Origin of the sequence: Corynebacterium sp. CCM 9204 (genome assembly GCF_041357695.1) — a bacterium.
Taxonomy (GTDB): Bacteria; Actinomycetota; Actinomycetes; order Mycobacteriales; family Mycobacteriaceae; genus Corynebacterium.
Map to the genome: position 1 here is coordinate 34,239 of NZ_JAUERX010000005.1, position 22,316 is coordinate 56,554.

23 protein-coding genes and 1 riboswitch are annotated in these 22,316 nt (G+C 62.8%); of the genes, 15 read left to right on the forward strand and 8 right to left on the reverse strand.

Annotated features, from left to right (window positions below):
* Positions 1-15 precede the first annotated feature (15 nt).
* Genes QWU43_RS10105 through QWU43_RS10130 form a run of 6 tightly spaced genes read left to right on the forward strand, consistent with a single transcriptional unit; the run spans position 16 to position 6,345 of the window.
* Positions 16-2,964 carry a Na+/H+ antiporter subunit A gene (locus tag QWU43_RS10105; protein WP_370917847.1) on the forward strand — a complete coding sequence of 983 codons (2,949 nt, stop codon included), beginning with the start codon at positions 16-18 and terminating at the stop codon, positions 2,962-2,964.
* A gap of 4 nt (positions 2,965-2,968) precedes the next feature.
* On the forward strand, positions 2,969-3,451 hold the full coding sequence (locus tag QWU43_RS10110) for a Na(+)/H(+) antiporter subunit C (RefSeq protein WP_370915550.1): 483 nt from the start codon (positions 2,969-2,971) through the stop codon (positions 3,449-3,451).
* Positions 3,451-5,196 carry a Na+/H+ antiporter subunit D gene (locus QWU43_RS10115; RefSeq protein ID WP_370915549.1) on the forward strand — a complete coding sequence of 582 codons (1,746 nt, stop codon included), beginning with the start codon at positions 3,451-3,453 and terminating at the stop codon, positions 5,194-5,196. Before QWU43_RS10110 ends, QWU43_RS10115 begins: the two co-directional genes overlap by 1 nt.
* Positions 5,193-5,705: a Na+/H+ antiporter subunit E gene (locus tag QWU43_RS10120; RefSeq protein WP_370915548.1), complete on the forward strand. Its 513-nt coding sequence runs from the start codon at positions 5,193-5,195 to the stop codon at positions 5,703-5,705. The genes QWU43_RS10115 and QWU43_RS10120 overlap by 4 nt, the downstream gene beginning before the upstream one ends.
* Positions 5,705-5,983 (forward strand): monovalent cation/H+ antiporter complex subunit F, encoded by a 279-nt coding sequence (locus tag QWU43_RS10125; protein WP_370915547.1) that lies wholly within the window; start codon positions 5,705-5,707, stop codon positions 5,981-5,983. The genes QWU43_RS10120 and QWU43_RS10125 overlap by 1 nt, the downstream gene beginning before the upstream one ends.
* A complete protein-coding gene (locus tag QWU43_RS10130; protein ID WP_370915546.1) occupies positions 5,980-6,345 on the forward strand; it encodes a monovalent cation/H(+) antiporter subunit G in 366 nt (121 codons plus the stop codon). The genes QWU43_RS10125 and QWU43_RS10130 overlap by 4 nt, the downstream gene beginning before the upstream one ends.
* A 94-nt stretch (positions 6,346-6,439) precedes the next feature.
* Here QWU43_RS10130 and QWU43_RS10135 read toward each other — a convergent pair whose 3' ends face one another.
* The 3 genes from QWU43_RS10135 to QWU43_RS10145 are packed head-to-tail and all read right to left on the reverse strand — an operon-like array spanning position 6,440 to position 8,593.
* Positions 6,440-7,570 carry a glutamate--cysteine ligase gene (locus QWU43_RS10135; protein WP_370915545.1) on the reverse strand — a complete coding sequence of 377 codons (1,131 nt, stop codon included), beginning with the start codon at positions 7,568-7,570 and terminating at the stop codon, positions 6,440-6,442.
* A gap of 43 nt (positions 7,571-7,613) precedes the next feature.
* Positions 7,614-8,327 carry a LytR C-terminal domain-containing protein gene (locus QWU43_RS10140; protein WP_370917773.1) on the reverse strand — a complete coding sequence of 238 codons (714 nt, stop codon included), beginning with the start codon at positions 8,325-8,327 and terminating at the stop codon, positions 7,614-7,616.
* A gap of 11 nt (positions 8,328-8,338) precedes the next feature.
* Complete coding sequence (locus QWU43_RS10145; RefSeq protein WP_370915543.1) at positions 8,339-8,593, reverse strand: DUF3263 domain-containing protein; 255 nt, start codon at positions 8,591-8,593, stop codon at positions 8,339-8,341.
* 34 nt (positions 8,594-8,627) lie between these two features.
* Here QWU43_RS10145 and QWU43_RS10150 point away from each other — a divergent pair, with 34 nt between their 5' ends.
* Together QWU43_RS10150 and QWU43_RS10155 are read left to right on the forward strand one after the other, a co-directional pair.
* A complete protein-coding gene (locus QWU43_RS10150; protein WP_370915542.1) occupies positions 8,628-9,317 on the forward strand; it encodes a peptide deformylase in 690 nt (229 codons plus the stop codon).
* A 2-nt stretch (positions 9,318-9,319) separates the two neighbouring features.
* Positions 9,320-10,318, forward strand: a complete 999-nt coding sequence (locus QWU43_RS10155) for a GNAT family N-acetyltransferase (RefSeq protein ID WP_370917774.1) — start codon at positions 9,320-9,322, stop codon at positions 10,316-10,318.
* Here QWU43_RS10155 and QWU43_RS10160 read toward each other — a convergent pair.
* Positions 10,305-10,928 (reverse strand): RDD family protein, encoded by a 624-nt coding sequence (locus QWU43_RS10160; RefSeq protein ID WP_370915540.1) that lies wholly within the window; start codon positions 10,926-10,928, stop codon positions 10,305-10,307. The genes QWU43_RS10155 and QWU43_RS10160 overlap by 14 nt on opposite strands.
* A gap of 86 nt (positions 10,929-11,014) precedes the next feature.
* Here QWU43_RS10160 and QWU43_RS10165 point away from each other — a divergent pair, with 86 nt between their 5' ends.
* The gene (locus QWU43_RS10165; protein WP_370917775.1) at positions 11,015-11,821 is read left to right on the forward strand and encodes an exodeoxyribonuclease III; all 807 of its coding nucleotides are present in this window, start codon (positions 11,015-11,017) and stop codon (positions 11,819-11,821) included.
* 5 nt (positions 11,822-11,826) lie between these two features.
* Complete coding sequence (locus tag QWU43_RS10170; protein WP_370915538.1) at positions 11,827-13,308, forward strand: phospholipase D-like domain-containing protein; 1,482 nt, start codon at positions 11,827-11,829, stop codon at positions 13,306-13,308.
* Here QWU43_RS10170 and QWU43_RS10175 read toward each other — a convergent pair.
* Positions 13,289-14,545, reverse strand: coding sequence for a multidrug effflux MFS transporter (locus tag QWU43_RS10175; protein ID WP_370917776.1), 1,257 nt, complete (start codon positions 14,543-14,545; stop codon positions 13,289-13,291). The two genes, QWU43_RS10170 and QWU43_RS10175, sit on opposite strands and share 20 nt — an antisense overlap.
* 165 nt (positions 14,546-14,710) lie before the next feature.
* Between QWU43_RS10175 and QWU43_RS10180 the strand changes: the two genes are divergently transcribed.
* The 5 genes from QWU43_RS10180 to QWU43_RS10200 all read left to right on the forward strand — a co-directional run bounded on the left by QWU43_RS10180 (position 14,711) and on the right by QWU43_RS10200 (position 19,991).
* On the forward strand, positions 14,711-17,023 hold the full coding sequence (locus QWU43_RS10180) for a beta-glucosidase (protein WP_370917777.1): 2,313 nt from the start codon (positions 14,711-14,713) through the stop codon (positions 17,021-17,023).
* A gap of 109 nt (positions 17,024-17,132) precedes the next feature.
* A riboswitch (TPP riboswitch) is annotated at positions 17,133-17,253 on the forward strand.
* A complete protein-coding gene (gene thiC, locus QWU43_RS10185; protein WP_198736803.1) occupies positions 17,251-18,954 on the forward strand; it encodes a phosphomethylpyrimidine synthase ThiC in 1,704 nt (567 codons plus the stop codon). (Overlaps the previous riboswitch by 3 nt.)
* 133 nt (positions 18,955-19,087) lie before the next feature.
* Positions 19,088-19,288, forward strand: coding sequence for a hypothetical protein (locus tag QWU43_RS10190; protein ID WP_370917778.1), 201 nt, complete (start codon positions 19,088-19,090; stop codon positions 19,286-19,288).
* Between the two features lie 85 nt (positions 19,289-19,373).
* Complete coding sequence (locus QWU43_RS10195; protein WP_370917779.1) at positions 19,374-19,553, forward strand: hypothetical protein; 180 nt, start codon at positions 19,374-19,376, stop codon at positions 19,551-19,553.
* Between the two features lie 129 nt (positions 19,554-19,682).
* Complete coding sequence (locus QWU43_RS10200) at positions 19,683-19,991, forward strand: hypothetical protein (RefSeq protein ID WP_370917780.1); 309 nt, start codon at positions 19,683-19,685, stop codon at positions 19,989-19,991.
* A 3-nt stretch (positions 19,992-19,994) separates the two neighbouring features.
* Here the strand turns inward: QWU43_RS10200 and QWU43_RS10205 are convergent, their stop codons facing one another.
* From QWU43_RS10205 to QWU43_RS10215, 3 genes are all read right to left on the reverse strand, one after another.
* Entirely contained in the window at positions 19,995-20,195 is a 201-nt protein-coding gene (locus QWU43_RS10205) for a hypothetical protein (RefSeq protein WP_370915534.1), read from the reverse strand.
* A 127-nt stretch (positions 20,196-20,322) separates the two neighbouring features.
* Entirely contained in the window at positions 20,323-21,087 is a 765-nt protein-coding gene (locus QWU43_RS10210; protein WP_370915533.1) for a multidrug ABC transporter permease, read from the reverse strand.
* Between the two features lie 3 nt (positions 21,088-21,090).
* A complete protein-coding gene (locus QWU43_RS10215; RefSeq protein WP_370915532.1) occupies positions 21,091-22,077 on the reverse strand; it encodes an ABC transporter ATP-binding protein in 987 nt (328 codons plus the stop codon).
* Positions 22,078-22,316 lie beyond the last annotated feature (239 nt).

Here is a 22,316-nt window from a genome sequence, read left to right on the forward strand (position 1 = left end):
GCCGCAGACATGGACGTGCTCATCGTATTGACTGTGCTCGCTGCGGCAACCATTGTGGCCCCGGTTCTCATCGGAAGAATCGGGCGTCCGGCCTTCGGGGTGCTGGCGATCGTTCCCGCCGGGGCGTTCGCGTGGACGGTACGGAGCTGGATACGAGGAGACTTCTCCCGAGGGGTGGAGCCGACCGGTGTCGACATCCCCTGGATGCCGGCAGCGCACCTGAACATCACACTCACCATGGATTCACTGTCCGCCCTGTTCGCTCTGATCGTCCTGGGTGTCGGTGCCCTGATTCTCTGGTATTGCCGGGGCTACTTCGATTCCAATCCGAAACGGTTATCCGTATTCGGATCCCAGATGGTCGCATTCACCATGGTCATGTACGGTCTGGTCACCGCGGACAATCTGCTCCTGATGTACGTGTTCTGGGAGCTGACCTCGGTCCTTTCCTTCCTGCTCGTCGGTTATTACGGCGAGCGCGCCTCGTCCCGTCGCGCCGCAGGACAGGCACTCATGGTTACCACGCTGGGCGGTCTGGCGATGCTGGTGGGAATCATCCTGTTGGGCATCACATCCAATATCTGGGATCTATCCACGTTGATGGACTCCGGAGCACCCGCACCGTCCGCAGCAACGAGTGCTGCGGTGGTGCTGATCCTGACCGGTGCGCTGTCCAAGTCCGCGATCGCACCGATGCATTTCTGGTTGCCCGGTGCGATGGCGGCACCGACTCCGGTGTCGGCCTACCTGCATTCGGCGGCGATGGTGAAGGCGGGTATCTACCTCGTGGCTCGGCTCTCCCCGGAACTGAACCAGATCGGATCCTGGCATCTCGTCGTCATCCCGGCCGGATTGGCGACGATGCTGATGGCGGGATGGATTGCGCTGCGTCAGGTGGATCTAAAACTCATTCTCGCCTATGGGACGGTGAGCCAGCTCGGATTCATCATCACGGTGGTGGGCATCGGGTCACCCGGTGCCCTACTCGCGGGTCTGGCTCTTACCGTGGCACACGCGCTGTTCAAGGCCACCCTGTTCATGATCGTGGGCGCCATCGATCGGACCACGGGTACCCGGGACATCCGCGAACTATCCGGACTGGGCCGGACCCGACCTGCGCTGTTCGTGCTGGCGGTCACCGCTGCCGCATCGATGGCTGGGGTTCCGGGGACACTCGGCTTCGTGGCCAAAGAGGCAACCGTCGCCACGCTTCTCGACGAAGCCCTGCTTACCGGTATGCCCGGGAAGCTCACACTGACGGGAATCGTGGTCGGAAGCATGCTGACGGTCGCGTACTCCCTCTATTTTCTGTACGGGGCGTTCGCCACGAAATCACCGACACACACATCGGGTGGAGGCACCTCCGCCGCCGTGTCCGGGGCTGCACCGGTCATCTCTACACTGTGGGTTCCACCGGCAGTTCTCGCGGCGGGTGGAATCATCCTGGGAATCATCCCGGCCCCTCTCGACACTGTCCTCCACAGCTACGCCAGAACTCCGTCCCATCTCTCCCTGTGGCACGGCTGGACGCTACCGCTACTCATCAGTGCGGTAATCCTCACCTGCGGCGTGATTCTGCACTGGCAGCGGCAGACCGTCAGCCGACTCCACTTCAGTCGACCGGCACTGGGTAACGCGAACCTCGCGTACGACACGGTAATCGACATGCTGCGGAGGATCTCACTCCGGATCACTGCAACGACACAACGTGGTTCGCTTCCCGTCAATGAGGCCGTCATTCTCGCCACACTGGTAATCCTCCCGCTGACGATGCTCGTGACGGGCTCTCGGACCGACATCCGCATGGAACTGTGGGACTCTCCGGTACAGGGCCTCGTAGTTGTCATCATCGTCATCGCCGCAATCGCCTCAACGGTCCTGGACAACCGGCTCTCCGCACTTATCCTCGTCGGAATGACGGGTTACGGCGTCGCCGTGATCTTCGCTCTCCACGGGGCGCCGGATCTCGCGTTGACCCAGTTGCTCGTGGAGACGGTCTCCGTCGTGGTATTCGTCCTCGTTCTCCGCAAACTTCCGGCAAGTACGGAACGTCGCGCCGGGGAAAAAGATCACACGAGACTGCGCGCCTGGCTCGCAGTGTCGGTGGGACTGACGGTGTCTGTTCTCGGCGCCTTCGCGATGAACGCCCGGAATACCCTCCCCGTCTCCATCCACATCCCGGAACTGGCCTCACGTATCGGACACGGATCGAACGCCGTCAACGTGCTATTGGTGGACATCCGCGCCTGGGATACGTTCGGCGAGATCTCGGTCCTCGTCATCGTCGCCACCGGTGTCGCATCTTTGGTGTACCGCACCCGTAGTTTCTCCCGGGTTTCCCGTCGTCCTACGCTTCGCACCGAAGCACCGAGTTGGCTCGCGGCACCCGTCGAAGACGAGAAGGCCAGGAACCGGTCATTCATGATGGAAGTGACGACCCGGATCCTCTTCCCGTCGATGATCACGCTGTCACTCTATTTCTTTTTCGCCGGGCACAACGCGCCGGGTGGTGGGTTCGCCGGGGGACTCGTTGCGGCTCTCGCGTTCATGCTCCGCTATCTTGCGGGAGGACGGGAGGAGCTGGAGGAGGCACTTCCAGTGGATGCGTCCCGTCTGCTCGGTGCCGGTCTGCTGCTCTCCGCCGGGTCAGTCGTTGCCCCGATGCTTATCGATCGCCCGCCATTAGCCTCCGCCACAACCGATCTCGTTCTTCCGTTCATCGGTGAGGTGCACGTCGTGTCCCCCGTGATCTTCGACGCCGGTGTCTACCTCATCGTGATCGGCCTGATTCTCCACATCCTCCGCTCCCTCGGTGCGCAGCTCGACATCGACGAGGAACAGCGTCGACGGCGCGCCCGCGAACGTGCCCGACGGCTCGCCCGCCGAAAGGCCGAGTATCCGTCGGAAAGGAATCCCGGAAAGAACTCCGAGGGAACAATCATCATCAGAAGGAAGCGGAGGTAGCAGTATGGTCGCGAATCTCTTCCTGCTCATCGCGTGCGGGGTTCTCATCTCCTGCGGAGTGTACCTCCTCCTCGAACGGGCCATGACAAAGATGCTGCTCGGCCTGATCCTCCTCGGAAACGGGGCAAACCTGCTCATGCTGACCTCGGGTGGTGGCGCGGGCGCACCACCGATCGCCGGGCGTGAGTCCACGTTGACGGGCACCGACGCCGATCCCCTCGCCCAGGGGATGATCCTCACCGCCATCGTCATTTCCATGGCCATGACTGCATTCATCCTGGCTCTCGCCTTCCGCCAGTACCGCTACCGCACCGCCGACCTCATCGGCGACGATACCGAGGACACCGCGATCGCCCACCGACCCGATACCGCCTCGGCGGCACCCGACCACGACGCTTCCGCAGATCCCGAGACCGGGCGGGCAACAGGCCACGGGGACGATTTCGGCCCCGAGAGCTTCGAACGTCCCGTGAAGGAGGACAACTGATGGGCTTCCCTGAAGCGCTGTCCACGGACATCCTCATCCCCCATCTCGTCCCGCTCCCGGTGATCATCCCCGCGGTGGCCGCTGCGGTATGCCTCCTTGCGGGGCGGCACCCTCGGATCCAGCGTGCGGTGACCGCGACCGCGCTGACCGTTCTGATCGTTCTGTGTACCGTGCTCGTCGCCCTCGTCGACCGGGTGGGCATCCAGACTCTCCAGATCGGTGGCTGGGATGCCCCGGTGGGCATCACCCTCGTCGCGGACCGGCTCTCCGCACTACTGCTCGCGGTGTCCTCGCTGGTACTGTTCTCCGTTCTCCGCTACGCCATCGGTCAGGGTGTGCGTGACGGAACAGAGGATGAACCCGTGGGGGTGTTCCTTCCTGCATACCTGCTGCTCACCATGGGTGTGAACATGGCTTTCCTCGCCGGTGACCTGTTCAACCTCTATGTCGGTTTCGAGGTTCTTCTCGTCGCCAGCTACGTCCTTTTGACCATCGGCGCTTCCCCAGCCCGAGTCCGGGCCGGTGTGAGCTACGTGATGGTTTCAATGCTCTCTTCCTTCGTGTTCCTCGTCGCCCTCGCCCTCATCTACGCGGCGGTGGGAACCATGAACATGGCACAGGTCTCGGTTCGGATGGAGCAGGTTCCCGAAGGCACCCGGGCGGCCATCTTCGCGGTGCTGCTCGTCGCCTTCGGTATCAAGGCTGCGGTTTTCCCGCTGTACTCATGGCTCCCGGACTCCTATCCGACCGCCCCCGCCCTCGTTACCGCCGTCTTCGCCGGTCTGCTCACCAAAGTTGGTGTCTACTCGATCATCCGTGTGCGTTCCGTGGTGTTCACCGACGGGCGTCTCGACGGCGTACTGATGTGGGCGGCGCTGCTGACGATGCTGGTCGGCATCCTCGGTGCGATGGCCCAGAACGACATCAAACGTCTCCTGTCGTTCACCTTGGTCAGCCACATCGGGTACATGATCATGGGGGTCGCTCTCGGAACCGCAACGGGGCTCTCCGGAGCGATCTTCTACACCGTGCACCACATTCTCGTGCAGACCGCACTGTTTCTCGTGGTCGGTCTCATCGAACGCCAGGCCGGTTCGTCATCACTCCGCCGACTCGGTTCGCTCGCCTACGTTTCCCCCCTACTCGCGGTCCTCTACCTCATTCCGGCCCTCAACCTCGGCGGTATCCCACCATTCTCCGGTTTCCTCGGGAAGCTCATTCTCGTGGAGGCCGCAGCCGGACACGGTGGGGCGATGGCATGGGTACTGGTCGCGGGAGCCGTTGTCACCTCGCTCCTGACGCTGTACACGATGACTGTCGTGTGGTCGAAGGCATTCTGGCGGGACCGCTCCGACGCCCCCGACGGAGCAACTGCTTTAGCAGCCACGGGACCACTCGGTGGCACACGCCGTGAAATAGAGCTGTCGGAACGCCCCGACGTCGGCAGAATGCCCGCCGGAATGGTCGTGCCGACCGCACTCCTGGTCATCGCGTCCCTCGCCGTGAGCATCCTCGCTGGGCCGATTTCGGCAGTGACGGGCCGCTCCGCGGAATCCGCGCAGGACGTCGCCGTCTACCGCCGCGCCGTTCTCGGCCCCGGTTATCTCAACCCCGGCCGTACACTCGTACCCGGTCAGTCCGGACCGTTCGCACCGGGCAACCGAGACCGTATCAACGACGGTATCGACGCCCGCCGTAGCCCGGAGGATGCCGCCGCAGCCCCGAGCGAGGGAGAACAACGATGATCGCTGGAGTCCGCCGCCGCTTCCGCCCGCAGGCCGTGCTGTGGCTGACCTTCATGTGGGCGCTGCTGTGGGGGGAGTTCTCCGCAGGTAACCTTCTCGCAGGTTTGGGAATCGGAGTGGCGGTAACCCTGCTCCTTCCCCTCCCATCCATGCCGGGATCGGGAACGGGAGTCCGCTGGCCGGCTCTCCTGCGCCTGGCTGGACGCTTCAGCATCGACCTGGTCGCCAGCTCGGTGAAGGTCGCCGTGATCGCGTTACGGCCCGCACCTGTTCCCCCGGGGGCCATCATCATCGTACCGATGCGGGTGCAGGAGGATCTGGTGTTCTCCTTCGCCGTGACCCTGCTCAATCTGCAACCCGGGGGTACGGTCACCGATCTCGACATCGCCGACCGAAAGCTGACCATGCACCTGATCGACGGATCATCCACAGGTGTGGTCGAACGCGAGATCCGACGGATCGCTCAACTCGAACGCCGTCTCATCCACATCTTCGAAAGGAACGGCTGATGGACCCGTCCCTCTACAACACGCTCCTCCTCATCCCCGCCTCCCTGCTGGCGGTGGCTTTCATCGTGACGGGGTGGCGGATGCTCGTCGGGCCAAACTCGCTCGACCGACTCCTGAGTCTGGATGCGGTGGTGGCGATGATCCAGTGCACCCTAGCCGTCTACATCTGCCGCACCCTCGACACGACCGTGACCAACTCGATGATCGTCGTGGCACTGCTCGGCTTCATCTCCACCGTGGCGGTCACCCGTTTCCGGAAACGGGATGGCGCCCAATGACCACGCTGATCCTCGATGTCCTGTCCCTGATCCTCCTGTTCCTCGGATCACTCCTCGCCTTGTCTGCAGCGATCGGTCTCGCCCGTTTCCGGGACACCCTGACACGACTGCACGCGGTGACAAAACCCCAGACACTCGGACTGATCCTGGCGGTGAGCGGGGCGCTTCTGAGAGTCAGCGGCTCCCGGAACCTCGACGCCGGAGCGGCAGGAGACCTCGGGGTTCTCATTCTCATCATCGCCTTCACCCTGATCACCGCCCCTGTGATCGGACAGCGCCTGGGCCGCCTGGCCAGAAAGGAAAAGCTGTACGACCCGGAGGCCTTATCCAGGGACGACACCCGTAACAGCTCTTCCCCCTGAAGAACACGAGAACACGAGACCCGGTGCATCCGAAAAGGCACCCGCCTCTTCAGGGCGGGTGCCTTTCAGCGATACACCGTGCAGTGTCGATGGATCAGGGCCGACCGCGCTCCATCTCATCACAGATCAAATCGACGACGTCACGCCAGTCACCCGTCCGCTCGTACAGCTCACGCTGACGCCGGTACGACGCACCCCTGTCGATGATCTCGTGCACTATCGCAAGTTCCTCGGCACAGCCGAGTTCCTCCGCGAGGGGTTCCAGCACCGTGACGATGCGGACAATGTCGTCTGCGACACTCACCTTGTCGGTATTCCGTGAGCAGATGATGTCCGCCTCAAGACCGTGTCGGGCGGCACGCCATTTGTTCTCCCGGATGTGCCAGGGCTGCAGGGACGGCAAGGTTTCGCCCGCTTCGAAGGCCCGGTCGTAGTACACGACGAGGCAGTGGGTGAGCGCAGTGAGCGCCGCGAGTTCCCGAAGGTTGCTGGGTGCATCCGAGACACGAATCTCGATGGTGCCCCACTTGGCGGAAGGACGGATATCGAAGTGCATGGAACCGGTGTGGTCAATCACCCCGGACTTTTCCTGCTGCCGCAGATACTCGGTCCACTGGCTCCAGGTGTTGAACCCATAGGGCGCACCTGCGGTGGGAAGTTGCTGGTAGAGCATCGTACGGTTCGATGCGTAACCGGTGTCCAATCCGTTCCATCCGGGAGAAGCGGCGCTCAGGGCGAGCAGGTGCGGATAGTTCGTCATCAGGGCGTTGATGATGGGCCAGACCTTGGCCTCATGGCTGACTCCCACGTGGACGTGCAGGCCCCAGATCAGCATCTGCCGACCCCAGAACTTCGTCCTACGGATGATCTCAGTGTACGGGCTCTTGTCCGAGACCTCCTGGTCCCGCCAGTCCGAGAACGGGTGCGACCCGGCGGACCACAGGCGGACCCCCAGCTCACCAGCCGACTCGTGGAGGGAATCAAGACCGGAACCGAGCTCGGCGACGGCCTCGGGCACTGTGTGACAGACACCGGTGACCATCTCGACGGTATTCTTCAGGAACTCAGGTTCCACCTGCAGATCGGGGCGCTTCTTCGACATGAGCTCGATCATGTCGGATGAACGCGGCGTGAGGTCGCGGGTGTCGGGGTCGATGAGCCCGATCTCCCATTCCACACCGAGAGTCGGTTCCGGGGAACGGTTGAAGTTCATGTGATCAGCCATATCGGCTCCTAGTGGGACGGAACGGAAGAAGAGGAGTGCCGTGTCAGAAGGTGACGTCACCCGTGAGAACCACGACAACTCCACCGGTGGGAGCGGTCGCGAGCTCCGGAGTACGTACCTTCGCGGGAATACCGAGGGCGGTACCGACCTCACGGGCCGCCGCTTCTTCTGTGGGGTTTCCTGGGTTGTAGTAGACGGCCGACGCGGGCAGGTACGCCTCCGCGAGGTTACCCACCTCCCCGACTGTCCAGCCCTGTCCGGTGAGTCTGTCGGCGGCACGGTTAGCCAGCCCCTGGACCGTGGAATTGTTCAGGGCGTGCACAGCCACCGTCCGGGGATCACCGACGGGGGCAGGAGCGGGTTGAGAATTCGGCTGTGGTTGAACCGGGATCTCCGCTGTCGGTGTGACTTCAGGCTCGGGACTCGGCGACCCAGAGGTCACTTCTTCCCGCTCCTTCTGTGTCTCCTCCTCTGCGGTGGAGGCAGCGGGGGCCTCTGCGCGCGCTGCGTTACTGGTCGGTGCGGTGGAACTCGTGTTTCCTGCCACGGCAGGGGTGGTATCGGAGTCATCACCGCGAAGCCCGACGAATAATGCCCACGCCGCGAGCAGTACGGCAACCGCCGCGAGAATCATCGCGAATCCCCTCAGCGGCAGGGATCTGGGCTCCCCAACAGGCACATGCCTGACAGCTTCATCGGGGCGGCCTTCGGGGACGTCGGAACCTTCGGGGGCGTCACTGTGTTTGTTGGGGGACACAAGGAGTTATCTTAGCTGCTTTTGATCCTCTTACGTGATTCGGCTCGCTGGTCGCGTATCCGCCGCAGCCTCGCAACGAGTGTCGGATGGGCCGCAGCGGCCGCCGGTTCGTCGAGAAGCAGGTTGAGACGCTGGTAATAACGCACAGCGCTTATCCCCAATGTTCGGGCGATGGCTTCTTCCCTGGCCCCGGGGGAACGGGGTGCATTCTCCGCGAACGCCAGTAACCGGGCATCGAACTCGGACAACTGTGTGGAGGCGGGCATGGCTCCAGTCTAGAGGTGAACTAAACTCCCGGGTATGACTGTCCGACCCATCGTTATCCACGGTGACCCGGTGCTGCATAACCCGACTGCACCCGTCACCGAGTCGCCCGCCGAACTCCAGGAACTCATCCGCGACATGTACGAGACCATGGACGTCGCCCACGGCGTTGGTCTCGCAGCCAACCAGATCGGCGTCGGTAAAAGGCTCTTCGTCTACAACTGCCCCGATATCGAAGGCCCCGAGGGTTCCGAGAAGCCCCAGGCTGACATCGATGCCAACGGTGGCCCCATCCGGCGTGGTTGCGTGATCAACCCGGTACTCGAAACCTCCGAGATACCCCAGTCCATGCCCCGTGACAACGGCGACGATGACGAGGGGTGCCTCTCCGTCCCCGGAGAAACCTTCCCCACCGGACGAGCCGACTGGGCACGGGTCACCGGAACCGACGCCGAGGGCAACGAAATCAGCATCGAGGGTTACGGACTCTTCGCTCGCTGCCTCCAGCACGAGGTCGGCCATCTCGACGGTTTCCTCTACACCGACACCCTCATCGGCCGGCACCGTCGCGCCGCGAAGAAGACCATCAAGCGCAACGGGTGGACCGAAGCCGGGCTGACCTGGATGCCCGGAGCAGATGCCGATCCGTTCGGGCACGATAGCCACGACCGGGACGACACCGTCGACGCGGACGTCCCCCCGGCACTGCGCAGGACCACGGACTAGCCGTGCCACAACGTGCCCCGCGGCCGGGCGATCGTGTGATCGTCCGCCGCCATCTCCCGGATACCCCGGGCCATCTCACCGATGTCATCGGGCACGTGGTGTCCCTCGATCCGCTGGTTGTGCGCCCCCAGTCGGTCGGTGGTCTTCCCTCCGATGCTCCGACGGTGACCATCCCGGACGAGTTGGTCCAGGTCTGCAAAGTGCTCCCACCCCGGCGGGTACGCAACAGTGACATCCGCGCGGTGGAGACCGCGACCGCCGCCGCTTTCCCGGGGATTGAGCACCGCTGGTCTGGCCAGTGGTTACTGCGTGCGGGCGACGGCATCACCGAGCGTTCCAACTCTGCGGCACCTTTGGGCAGGTCTGCCGGATTGAGTGAAGTTCCACTCGCGGAAATTGAGGCCTTCTATGCGGAGCACGACCTTCCGGTGAGGGTCCTGATACCTGACCGGATCGGGAACCCCGCGCGCATCGCATGTGCTGGTCCAGCGTGGCGGACGGGCCCGGAGATCGTCGTGATGACCCGACCACTGAACGATCTTCCTTCCCTGGACTTGCCGGACGGAGTCGCACACCGTGTGGACGAACAACCCGACGACGAGTGGCTGACGCTCTACCACTTCCGGGGGCGCCCACTCCCCGAACACGCACTTAATCTCCTGCGCACGCGCATCGACGGCCGGATGGGATTCGGTCGGCTTTTGGATGTCACCGGTCGGACCGTTGCAATCACCAGGGGCACGATCACCTCATCCGGGGATGGTCGTACCTGGCTTGGCTACTCCGCCGTCGAGGTTGCCGCCGACCACCGCCGCCGGGGCCTTGGAACACAGCTCGGCATAGCGATGCTGCACTGGGGCGCGGAGAACGGAGGCGACATGGCGTACCTGCAAGTGTTGGCAGCCAACACCGCCGGGATCAGGCTCTATGACAAATTGGGCTTCGTCGAACATCACCGGCATCGCTACGCTGAACTCGATCCGGAGTTCACCTCCGGATGATGACGCGGGTCCGGGAGGAACGGTCGTGCGGCCCCATTCCGTAGGCGTCGAGTTTCGCTGACCCGGCGAGCCACATGCCAACCGCGAGCGCCGCGACCGGCCCTACGACGGGAATCGCCGGGATAAACAGCCACAGGTTGCGGCGCGCCGCCTGACTCATCGTGACCGGACAGTCTGCGGGCCCCGCAACCCGAAGACCAAGCAGTCGTTTCCCCGGACCGCCGCCATTCACGTCCCCGATGACTTGCCAGAGCCAGAACGGCAGTGGCCCGGCCAGAAGTGCGAGGTACCAGATCCAGTTGCCGGTGGCAATGGCGACGCTGACGGTGAGAACCAGGTAGAGCGTCGAAAAAATCGCGGCATCCAACGCGAGCGCCGCGACCCGTAATCGGACCGGAGCATTGAGCAGGTCCCGGCGACCGGTTTTCAGCCCCGGGGCGAAGGCGCTGAAGCACTCCACCTGATCATGTTCGACGGGTGCGGTGAAGGGGGTGGCGATCACGGTTCGCATGCACTGCGCACGGTACAGCGCACCCGGGACCAGGTTCTTCATCCGATTCCGGGGGCCGTCATCGGGCCGACCCGGATACGTACCGTCAGGAAAAGTCATCGTGCCGTTCACCTCTCTCACCTGATGAACGTGTCGGCACTTCACCAGGTTCCCGGAAAAGTCGTTGACGGCTAATCTCTCTAGGTATGCGCATTGCCACGTTCAACGTCAATTCGGTTCGTACCCGGGCCGACCGCATGGTCGATTTTCTGATCCGCCACGATGTGGACGTCCTGGCGGTCCAGGAGACGAAGTGCCGGGACGACCAGTTCCCCTACCTACCGTTCGAACAGGTCGGTTACGAGGTGGCGCATGTGGGGTACAGCCAGTGGAACGGAGTTGCTCTGCTTTCCAGAGTCGGCTTGACGGATGTCACCGATCATTTTCCCGGTCAACCCGGGTTCGTGAAGGACGCTATCGCCGACCAGGTGATCGAGGCACGTGCCGTCGGCGCGACATGCGGTGGAGTTCGGGTGTGGAGTTTGTACGTCCCCAACGGCCGGGAAATCGCTGACCGCCACTACGAGTACAAACTGCGGTGGCTCGATGCCCTGGCAGTTCACGTTCGGGAGGCCCTGACCGATGACCCCGAGATGAAGCTGTTGTGCACGGGGGACTTCAACATCGCACCCACCGACGGCGACGTATGGGACCGCCGCTTCTTCGACGGCAAAACCCACGTCACCGAGCCAGAGCGGGCTTTCTTCCAGCAGCTCACCGAAGCCGGTCTGACGGAGACCACGCGACAGTTCACCCCCGGCGAATACACCTACTGGGACTACAAGGCGATGCGGTTCGGCCGCAACGAAGGTATGCGCATCGACTTCCACCTGGCCAGTCACCCCCTGGCGCACAGTGCCCGAGCGGCATTCATCGACCGGGACGAGCGCGCCGGTGACGGGGCCTCGGACCATGCCCCCGTGATCGTCGACTACACGGTCGACGGGGATTAGACAGGATGCCCAATGTACTCGGCTACCTGACTTCGCTGGAGTGGTGGCAGTCCGCAGGACTCCTGCTCGACTATGCCGTCAAGATCATTGCGGTGGGAACCGTCGCACAGGACCGGAAACCCAGTTCCTCCTCCGCCTGGCTGCTGGCAATCCTCTTCGTACCAGTCATCGGGCTTCCACTGTTCCTGATGATGGGAAGCCCCTACATCAACCGTCGCAGGCACCGCATCCAGATGGAGGCACAGGCGATGGTGGGTTCAACGCTCACGGAGGCCCCCACTCTTCCCGAAGGCGCGGAGCTCTCTGACGAAGTGGCCTCGGTGATGCGTCTCAACGACAGGCTCACGGATCTACCCGCGGTGCACTCCCGGTTCCACGGTCTCTACTCCGATTACCGGGAGTCCATCACTGCGATGGCCGCGGCTGTCGACGCCGCCGAGTGCACGGTCCACGCCCAGATCTACATCATCGCCTGGGATGACACCACGGATGTTTTTTTCCGCGCATGTCAACGCGCCGTCGATCGTGGCGTCGATGTCCGTCTCCTTTTCGACCAGGTCGGGAGCTGGAAGTACCCCGGGTACCGGAAACTCGGCGGAAAACTCACCGAAGCAGGCATCGACTGGCATCTGACCATGCCCCTGAAACCCTTCCACTGGAGGTTCCGCCGCCCGGACCTCCGCAACCACCGCAAACTCCTCATCATCGACGGACGAACGGGGTTCATCGGCTCGCAGAACATGATCGAACCCGGATACCTCTCCCGCAGGAACCACCGCTCCGGCCGAGAATGGGTGGATCTCATGATTCAACTGTCCGGCCCCGTCGTTGAGGCGATGGAGATGATCTTCGCCGTCGACTGGTACCAGGAAACCGGGACGGTCCTCGAACTCCCGCAGACCTCGGACACCGGACCAGCGGCAGGCACTGAGATCGTCCAACTCGTGCCTTCAGGCCCCGGGTACGTCACCGAACCCAACCTCCGGCTGTTCAACTCGATGGTGCACCACGCCAAAGAACATCTGATCCTGTGCAGCCCGTACTTCATCCCGGATGACTCCCTCATGGAGGCGATCCTCACCGCCTGCTACCGGGGTGTCCGGGTCGATCTGCTGGTCAACGAGGTCTCCGATCAATTCATGGTGGGGCACGCCCAGGCCAGCTACTACAAGATGCTCATCGAGGCGGGGGTCCACATCCACCGGTACCCGGCCCCGATGATCCTGCACAGCAAATTCGCCCTCGCCGACCCACAGGGCGACACCATCGGAGTTCTCGGATCATCCAACATGGACATGCGCAGTTTCGGCCTCAACTACGAGGTCACCCTGATGGTCACGGCCGGGGAGATCGCCCAGAAACTCAGCGATCTCGCGGACGTGTACCTCGGACGGTGCACGGAACTGACTTATGAACAATGGTCCCGGCGCGGACTCGGGAAACGCTACCTGGACAACGCGATGCGGCTCACCGCGGCTCTGCAGTGACTATCCGCGTCAGGCGACCCGCAACAAGCGCCCCGCACAACGACAGCCCGACGCTCACCGCCACCACGATTCCCAGCGCCACCACGGGTCTGCCGCCGAGTCCGACGAGCGGACTCACCGCACCGGCAACGAGGAACTGGCAAAAACCCATCACCGCTGACCCGAGTCCCGCGTGGGAACGGACAGCAGACACACCCAAGGCCGTCGCGTTACCGAAGATCCCGGGCATGTGCCCCAACGCAATGAACAGGGTGCCCAACACCACCGGAAGATGCCCACCAAACAACAGCGCGTCACCAAGCAACACCAGTCCGCAGGCAAGAACCACACCCCCTGCCACCCGGAGCACTGACGCGGGTTCGAATCTGCGAACCAAACGGGAGTTCACCAGGGAACCGGTGACGAGCGCAACGGAGTTCACCGCAAACACGATCGAATACAGTCGCGGACTCATCCCGAAGTGGTCGATGAACACGAGCGGGCCAGCGGCGATATAGCCGAAGAGCACACCGGCAGCCGCCGCGAAACTCACGGTGTAGGCGGTGAACAGCCGGTTCGATGAGACCACTCGGACACCAACAGTAAACGTTGCCCAACCGCCACCCCCAGGTCTCCGGGGCTTCGACTCCCCGACGACCAGTAACGCGACGATGACCTGGACACCGGCGACGACCGCGAGAATCCAGAACAGGCCACGCCACCCGATCGGTTCCACCAGGAGGCCCCCCATCAACGGGGCGATGACGGGCGCAATCCCCATCATCGCCATGAGTAGCGAGTACGCCTGCGCCGCCCGCCGCCCCTCAGCTAAATCCGCGACAATGGCCCGGGCCAGTACGACACACGCCCCATTCGCCAGCCCCATCACCGCACGGACTGCCACGAGAACAAAGACCGACGGGGCGAGTGCAGAAGCGACGGCGCACACAACGGAAAGCACCGTCGCCACGATGAGTGGAGGACGCCGACCCGTCACATCAGACAAGGGGCCGATGACCAGTTGTCCCACCGCCATGCCGACCATGAAGGTCATCAGTGTGAACTGCGCCCAGACCGTTGTCGCACCGAGATCATCCCGCAACGTCGGCAGGGCAGGTAAGTACATGTCGATGGCGAAGGGCCCCGCCGAGATCATCAGTGCAAGGGCTGCAAGTAGCCCTGCACCAAGTTCCGGACGTCCCGGTGCACCACGCCTCATGCCATCACACTTCTTTCCGTCTGTCACACGATTCAACACCGCGACAGTCTAACGCTGTACGGCGCAGACAGTCGGAGCACAGGAGCGCTTCCATTTTTCCCAAATCAACGGAAATGTACTGCTCATCCCCGATTCCCCACCAGCCGCAACGGTTTTCATGCACACTATGTGCTACCTGTTCCGCTCCCCTTTTGAGGAGACCACATGCGCATCATCCCACACCGCCTTCCCACCCGTACGACGGCCGCATTGCTGGCCACCACGGCTGTCCTTCTCGGGACCACCCCCGCAGTAGCCCAGAACTCCACGGGAACAACGCCCGTGGACTGTTCCCCGTGGCTAGACCCATCCGTCGAGCCCGATGAACGTGCGGACAGGGTGATTGCGGAGATGACGCGGGAGGAGAAATCCGCCGTCCTCACCGGCATGGCCGCCTACCTTCAGGGGTGGGGTCCGGAGTTCGCCGGTCGTACCTACGGGGTCGAACGTCTCTGCCTGCCACCGGTGAAGTTCACCGACGGTCCCGCCGGAATCGGCAATGGCGCATCGGGGGTCACCCAGTTTCCCTCCCATCTCAATCTCGGTGCGACCTTCTCACCCGAGCTCGCACAGAAATATGCGGCAGCCATCGCAACCGAGGCACGCGGCAAGGGTGCCAACGCGGTCGCCGGTCCCGCCATCGACATCGCCCGTGACCCCAGGTGGGGCCGTTTCTTCGAGTCCCCCGGCGAGGATCCCCTCCTCGTCGGCGATCTCGGGGCGGCGGAGGTAACCGGTACCCGCTCTGCCGGGATTATGGGGGTCGCCAAACACCTCGGCGCCTACACCCGCGAGAACGGCCGCAACACCAACGCCAGTGACGCCACCGTCGATGAGAGAACCCTCCAGGAGATCTACCTAAAACCCTTCGGCAGGGTTGCGGATGCCGGCGTCTCCTCGGTCATGTGCAGCTACTCCCAACTCAACGGAACGAAGAACTGCAACAACTCCTACCTGATGAATCAAGTGCTGCGCGGTCAGTATGGCTTCAACGGCTTCACGGTGAGTGACTGGTACGGCCAGCACAACACCGTCGCCTCCGCGAACGCCGGGCTCGACATGCAGATGCCTGACTCGTGCTTCTATTCCGATCACCTGTGGTCCACCGTGGACTCGGGCGCGGTGTCCGATACTCGCGTCAACACGATGGTGCACAACGTCATATCCGAGATGTTCCGTTCCGGCATCGTGGACTCCCCGCCCACCGGCACGCAGGACACCGTGGTGACGGGACCGGAACACCGGGCACTCGCCCGGGACATCGCGGCGAAATCACTGGTCCTGCTACGCAATGACACCGTTCTCACGAACTCAGGCGAACACCCCGTGCTCCCCGTCGACGACTCCGTCCACACCATCGGGCTCATCGGCTCCGGTGCGGGTCGGGACGCACTCGGGTCAGGAGGTGGCTCCGGCCACGTCATCGCCGACGACATCGTCACTCCCTTCGAGGGGCTCTACTCCCGTGCCCTGGGCACCAGCACCGAGGTGCACTACACCGACGGCAACTACCTGCCCACCGTACGGAAACTCGCCGCAAACTCCGACCTCGTGATCGTCGTCATGCACCGGCACATCACCGAATCCGTCGACAACACCGATTTCCGGTTCGGATTGCACCAGCGCAACATCATCCGCACCGCGTTAGAGGCCAACAAACGAGTCGTCCTCGTGACCAACACGGGAGGACCCGTCGACATCAACGGATACGGGGATAATATCCCGGCGGTACTCGCAGCGTTCTACCCCGGACAGGAGTACGGCGATGCACTCGCAGACATCATCTTCGGTGACGTCAACCCCTCCGGTCACCTCCCGGTGACCTGGCCACTGTCCCAGGATCAGATGCCCACCACCAGCTCATTCGGTTCAGGTGTGTTCACTGAGGGAACCGGCGTCGGGTACCGGGGCTATCAGCAGCAGTCCATCACACCACGCTGGTGGTTTGGCCACGGTCTGAGTTACACCACCTTTACCACGGACGATGTCCACGCGACCGGACCAAATTCCGTCACCGCGACAGTCACCAACACCGGGAACCGCCACGGCACCACCGTTGTCCAGGCATATGCGGTACGCGACGGAATCCGCGAACTCGTCGGCTACAGCAGGGTCGAGATAGCACCGGGTGAAACCGTCGATGTCGACATCACCATCCCAGACAGTGCCCTCGCACTCTGGGACCCGGACACGCGTCAGCTCGTTGTTCCCGGTGGGCCGGTGGAAATTATCGTCAGTGAATCTGCGGGCGGCGACGGTCCCTCCACCACGCTGATAACGACAGGATCCGTGTTCGGTGCTCCAGTTCCCGACGCCCCGACGTGGGCGACCATCGGAAACGGTGACCCCGCGCAAGAGAACGCGGACAGAATGGCGTGCATGAACAGTGCCTCCATGGCGGGGTTCATCGGCATGGCCAGCTACTTCGGCATGCCACAGAAGGAGCAGGCGTGGACTCCCGTGACGGACAACCCCTGACTTTCCCGAAAACGGACTGCAGGGTGGACACAAGGCCACCCCGCTCAGGGGGACACAGTCCCCGACACCCGATCCATGTCACCTGACGCTTGTTAGACTCGTGCGCACAACCTGTCAACCACGGGAGCGTGGCCCCAACCACGCTGAGAGGGCACCTGAATCACCGGGGGTGCCGACCGTTTCGAACCTGTCCGGGTAATGCCGGCGTAGGGAGAGGAAATACAGTCATGCGCTCACGCACGCCCAGAGTAAACCCGAAAACCGCACCTCCAACCGAGGGGCAGGTCACCACAGGGCCGATTTACCGGAGCGAGAAGATCTACAACGAGGTCGACTTCCAGGGCACCACCCTGCGGGTTCCCGCCCGACGCATCAACCTGACCAACGGTGACCATTTCGACGTGTACGACACCTCCGGTATTTACACCCACACCGATCCGGAGCTGAATCTGAAGGAAGGGCTGGCAAAGATCCGTGACTCGTGGCCGCACCCCGATGCGGTCCCTGCTTCTGATGAGCACCCGGAGCTGAAGGTGCGGACCCAGTTGGCGTGGGCCCGTGCCGGGATCGTCACCCCGGAGATGGCGTTCATCGCCCACCGCGAGGGCTTCGACCCCGAGACCGTTCGCGAGGAGGTCGCGGCAGGTCGCGCGGTGATCTGCGCGAACCACAACCACCCGGAGATCGAACCGATGATCATCGGCAAGAAGTTCGCGGTGAAAGTCAACGCCAACATGGGAAACTCCGCCGTGACCTCGTCCATCGCGGAAGAGGTGGAAAAGATGGTGTGGGCGACCCGCTGGGGCGCGGACACCATCATGGATCTGTCCACCGGGCGGGACATCCACGAGACCCGCGAGTGGATCTTGCGCAACTCCCCCGTGCCGGTCGGTACCGTCCCGATCTACGAGGCCCTGGAGAAGGTCAAGGGTGATCCCACGAAGCTGACGTGGGAGATCTACCGGGACACCGTGATCGAGCAGTGTGAGCAAGGCGTGGACTACATGACCGTTCACGCCGGTGTGCTGCTCCGCTACGTCCCGCTGGCCGCGAACCGGGTCACCGGCATCGTCAGCCGTGGTGGTTCGATCATGGCGGCCTGGTGCCTCAACCGGCACGAAGAATCCTTCCTGTACACGCACTTCGTGGAGCTGTGCGACATCCTCGCGAAATACGACGTCACCTTCTCCCTCGGCGACGGACTACGCCCCGGTTCCATCGCTGACGCGAACGATGAGGCACAGCTCGCCGAGCTGCGCACGCTGGGTGAGCTGACGAGGGTCGCTAAGGAACGTGGGTGCCAGGTGATGATCGAGGGGCCGGGACACGTCCCCATGCACAAGGTCGCGATCAATGTGGAGTGGGAGGAAGAGTGGTGTGAAGAAGCGCCGTTCTACACGCTCGGCCCCCTCGCCACGGACATTGCACCCGGTTACGATCACATCACCTCCGCGATCGGCGCCGCGATCATCGGGCAGGCAGGGACCGCCATGCTCTGCTACGTCACCCCGAAGGAACACCTCGGGCTACCCAACCGGGATGACGTGAAGATCGGTGTGATCACCTACAAGATCGCCGCCCACGCAGCGGACTTGGGCAAGGGGCATCCGCGCGCCCAGGAGCGTGACGACGCCCTGTCCACCGCGCGATTCGAGTTCCGGTGGCACGACCAGTTCGCACTCGCCCTCGATCCGGACACCGCCCTCGATTTCCACGACGAGACACTGCCTGCGGAACCCGCGAAGACGGCGCACTTCTGTTCGATGTGCGGACCGAAGTTCTGCTCGATGCGCATCTCCCAGGATGTGCGCGAATACGCGAAGCAGCACGGACTGGACAGTGTAGAGGCGATCGAAGCCGGTATGCAGGAGAAGTCGAAGGAGTTCGCGGAATCCGGCGGGCGCGTCTATCTTCCAATCAGCGCGACGTAGAAAGCACGGGGCATAGACCACCTCTTCAGCTTCCCAACCCAAGATTCTCGAACAGATGGGGGTAACCCGTCCGGGTACTGTGGTGGAATAATTCAGGTAAACGACCAGAGCAATCGAGAAGGGAGCTGCCACCGTGGCCATCACCATCAGGAAGACCAACAATGCAGAACTCCAGAAGCGTCGACGAGAGTTGACCGACAGGCTCGAAGCTCGCATGACGTACCGGGATTACCGTGATCTGGCGCGATTGGGTCTGTTGTCCCCCGCGGACATGCAGGTCTATGAGGAGCTCCAGAGAACGGAGTTCCTCCTCGGCATGCCGCGTCGTGGATAGTACCGGGTTCTATACCTAGGCCGAGAGGTTCTTCCAAGAGTGCGAAGAGCTCCTCGTGCGGGTTCTACCCTTCACACCGAAAAGCGTGGTCGAGGTCAACGAGGATGAGTTGACGGCCAGCGCTGTTTTAGAGGTGGAACTGGCATACAGCGGCCCGGTCCTCCCCGTGAACTCGGAATCGACCTGCCCCGGCAGCGATCTGTACAGTGCCAAGATCACCTACCAGGCCGGTCTAGACCGTTCTGCTACCTTTCCGGTCATCTAGAACTCCTCATTCCAGATCCGTGCAGCCAAATCTCCGGCGGTCAGATTCGAGTATGAGCGACACAAGACCTCAGTTCCTGCCGCTCATATCCATGTCCACGGGGTCGGTGGTCTGTTGAGCCCGGGGCTCATGCGGAACGGGAAGAAAGGGGTCTGCAACGGCGACTGGCAGTCCCTTCATCTCCCCGTGGGCGGCCACCGATTCCGACCTTCGATGGAGGATTTCCTCTATTTCACGATCAACGAATGCGGCTTCCGCGCAAAAGAAAATTGGGAGGCCACGTTGCTTTCCGCGCGCCGAGAGTGGCTCGACACCCAGTGCAGAGCCGCTGTCCGCGACTCCCCCGAAGTGGCTGTCGAGGCTCTGAAACAACTCGGCTACACGATCACACCGCCAGAGACACCGCAGGATCTCCCCCAACGACATGACGGCTGGTGAACGTCACCGGCGCCTGATGCTCCAGCGCCGGTAGCCCTCCCCGCAGAAGCCGAGGAGTCCGGCAACACAGATGATGAAGGGTAGCGCGGCCCACCTGCCGTCGGGCACTGCGAACAGGATGGCACCCAGTCCGATGACGCACAGCACGAGCACGAGGATCTGCGCGTTGAGTGCGCGGTCGGACATCGACTGGAGCTTGTTCACTACGGGCACCGGTCCTTTCTCGGTCTGTGAGGGCGCCCTCCACGTTAGAGGACTCCTCCTTGTGGATATGACACAACCCGGCACCCCTGTGAGGTGCCGGGTTGTGTGGTGGGTGTGTTCGGGCCGGTCAGGCGTCGCGGGTATTCACCAGGAGGATAGCCACGATCAGGAGTCCGAACGCCCAGGCAGCGAAGTACCAGATACTACCGGTGACCCCCCAGGGGGCCTCGGTCGCCTGATTGTTGACGAAGGCGTTGAAGTTGTTGAACGGGGCGTACTTGTAAATCGTCTTGCCGATCTTGGGAACCAGCAGGTTGATCAGATTCTCCACCGCGAAATACCACAGGAAGAGGATCGAGATGGCCCCCGCGGTCTGTCTGACGACCCAGGCCACGGCCTGGGCAAACACGACGAGCAGCACCGCTGCGAGCGGGTAGGACCACATGATCCGGCGGCTGATGTCCCCGCCCCAAATGTCGAGGGTCGCGGCGGAGGCGTCGGATGCGACGAGTTTCGCGCCGTAGAGGGCTCCGAGTACACCGATGAAGGTGAGAACCGCGGCGATGACCGTGTACAGCAGGAGCTTCGCGATGACGACCAGTGTCCGGTTCGGGCACGCCTGGAACGTCGAGTGGGTGACCAAGTGGCGGTACTCCCCGGTCACGACCATCACGGCCTGGATCATCAGGACGAGGAACCCGAATGCACCGATCCCGGACACCAGGATCTGCGGCAGGAGGATCGCGTTCTCCTGCCCATCGAACTGGGCCGCACTGTAGACGTAGAGCACGGACGTACCGACGCCGACGAGGAAGAAGATCGCGGTCGTCCACCAGAATGCCTTGGTGGTGCGGAGTTTGATCCACTCCGCGGCAAGGATGTTGGGAAACATGTGTCAGTTCTCCTCGTTCAGCTTCTGGGCGTCCGGCGTCGGTACGGTCCCCGGGATCTCCGGCTGCCCCGGGGTGTCACCGGTGTGATACTGCTGGGCGTGGCCGGTCATTTGGAGGAACGCCTCCTCGAGGGACGCCTTCCGCTCGGTGAGTTCGTTGACCATGATTCCGGTGGAGTACGCGAGGGCGCCGACGAAGTCGGTGGTCTGATCGTCGATGATGATGAGCGGTCGCTTCTCCTCATCAAGGTCTTCCCGGTAAGCGATATTCTCCTCCTCAAGGACCGTCGTGAACTCCTTGTACTGCTCCGTACGCATCAAGACGGAGGAACGCGATGACTGTTTGATGAAGTCGTAGGTGGAAGAATCGGAGACGAGCTTTCCACGCCCGATCACGATGAGATGATCTGCTGTCATCGCCATCTCGGACAGCATGTGGGAACTCACCAGGATGGTACGGCCTTCCCCTGCCAACGCCTTGAGGAAATCACGTACCCAGCGGATGCCCTCGGGGTCCAGGCCGTTGACGGGTTCATCGAGAAGCAGGACGCCCGGATCACCGAGCAGCGCCGTCGCGAGACCGAGCCGCTGCCCCATGCCCAGGGAGAAACCGCCGGTCTTCTTGCCTGCAACATCTGCAAGACCCACGAGGCCGAGAACCTCATCGACCCGACGCTTCGGGATCCCGTTCGATTTTGCGATCCACTTCAGGTGGTTCGCGGCACTCCGGTTCGGGTGGGTCGCCTTCGCGTCGAGAAGCGCCCCGACCTCCCGGAGCGGATTCTTCAGTTTGCGGTAGGGCACACCGTTGATGGTCGCGGTGCCCGCAGTAGGCTTGTCGAGCCCCAGAATCATCCGCATCGTCGTCGACTTGCCCGCCCCGTTCGGCCCGAGGAAGCCCGTGACCACCCCGGGATTGACAGAAAAGGTCAGATCATCGACGGCGCGGACCTGGCGGTACTTCTTGGTCAGGCCGGAAACTTCAATCATGTCCACCAGTCTGACACAGGAAACGGAAACCGGCGCGGACCACCCCGAGATAACCGAAAGATCACACCCGGTAGAGCATTCCATGGTGCGCCATATTTCTCATTCAGGGGTTCGGGTAAAGGGTAGTGAAAAGCTTGACGGCAAACGCTCCTTCAATCACGTGTCTGTCATTATGACAATCCGGCGTCAACCATGTTCTGGATGCGGCGAGACGGCTGCCTGAATAACAGCCGGACGCT

What these genes read in the sequence shown, in the direction of transcription:
- QWU43_RS10170 (WP_370915538.1), top strand. Translation starts at nt 11,827, where the DNA reads ATGCCCAATGTACTCGGCTACCTGACTTCGCTGGAGTGGTGGCAGTCC.
- QWU43_RS10135 (WP_370915545.1), bottom strand. Translation starts at nt 7,570, where the DNA reads ATGGCTGATCACATGAACTTCAACCGTTCCCCGGAACCGACTCTCGGT.
- QWU43_RS10110 (WP_370915550.1), top strand. Translation starts at nt 2,969, where the DNA reads ATGGTCGCGAATCTCTTCCTGCTCATCGCGTGCGGGGTTCTCATCTCC.
- QWU43_RS10115 (WP_370915549.1), top strand. Translation starts at nt 3,451, where the DNA reads ATGGGCTTCCCTGAAGCGCTGTCCACGGACATCCTCATCCCCCATCTC.
- QWU43_RS10120 (WP_370915548.1), top strand. Translation starts at nt 5,193, where the DNA reads ATGATCGCTGGAGTCCGCCGCCGCTTCCGCCCGCAGGCCGTGCTGTGG.
- QWU43_RS10145 (WP_370915543.1), bottom strand. Translation starts at nt 8,593, where the DNA reads ATGCCCGCCTCCACACAGTTGTCCGAGTTCGATGCCCGGTTACTGGCG.
- QWU43_RS10125 (WP_370915547.1), top strand. Translation starts at nt 5,705, where the DNA reads ATGGACCCGTCCCTCTACAACACGCTCCTCCTCATCCCCGCCTCCCTG.
- thiC (WP_198736803.1), top strand. Translation starts at nt 17,251, where the DNA reads ATGCGCTCACGCACGCCCAGAGTAAACCCGAAAACCGCACCTCCAACC.
- QWU43_RS10210 (WP_370915533.1), bottom strand. Translation starts at nt 21,087, where the DNA reads ATGTTTCCCAACATCCTTGCCGCGGAGTGGATCAAACTCCGCACCACC.
- QWU43_RS10150 (WP_370915542.1), top strand. Translation starts at nt 8,628, where the DNA reads ATGACTGTCCGACCCATCGTTATCCACGGTGACCCGGTGCTGCATAAC.
- QWU43_RS10200 (WP_370917780.1), top strand. Translation starts at nt 19,683, where the DNA reads ATGCGGAACGGGAAGAAAGGGGTCTGCAACGGCGACTGGCAGTCCCTT.
- QWU43_RS10215 (WP_370915532.1), bottom strand. Translation starts at nt 22,077, where the DNA reads ATGATTGAAGTTTCCGGCCTGACCAAGAAGTACCGCCAGGTCCGCGCC.
- QWU43_RS10130 (WP_370915546.1), top strand. Translation starts at nt 5,980, where the DNA reads ATGACCACGCTGATCCTCGATGTCCTGTCCCTGATCCTCCTGTTCCTC.
- QWU43_RS10160 (WP_370915540.1), bottom strand. Translation starts at nt 10,928, where the DNA reads ATGACTTTTCCTGACGGTACGTATCCGGGTCGGCCCGATGACGGCCCC.
- QWU43_RS10180 (WP_370917777.1), top strand. Translation starts at nt 14,711, where the DNA reads ATGCGCATCATCCCACACCGCCTTCCCACCCGTACGACGGCCGCATTG.
- QWU43_RS10165 (WP_370917775.1), top strand. Translation starts at nt 11,015, where the DNA reads ATGCGCATTGCCACGTTCAACGTCAATTCGGTTCGTACCCGGGCCGAC.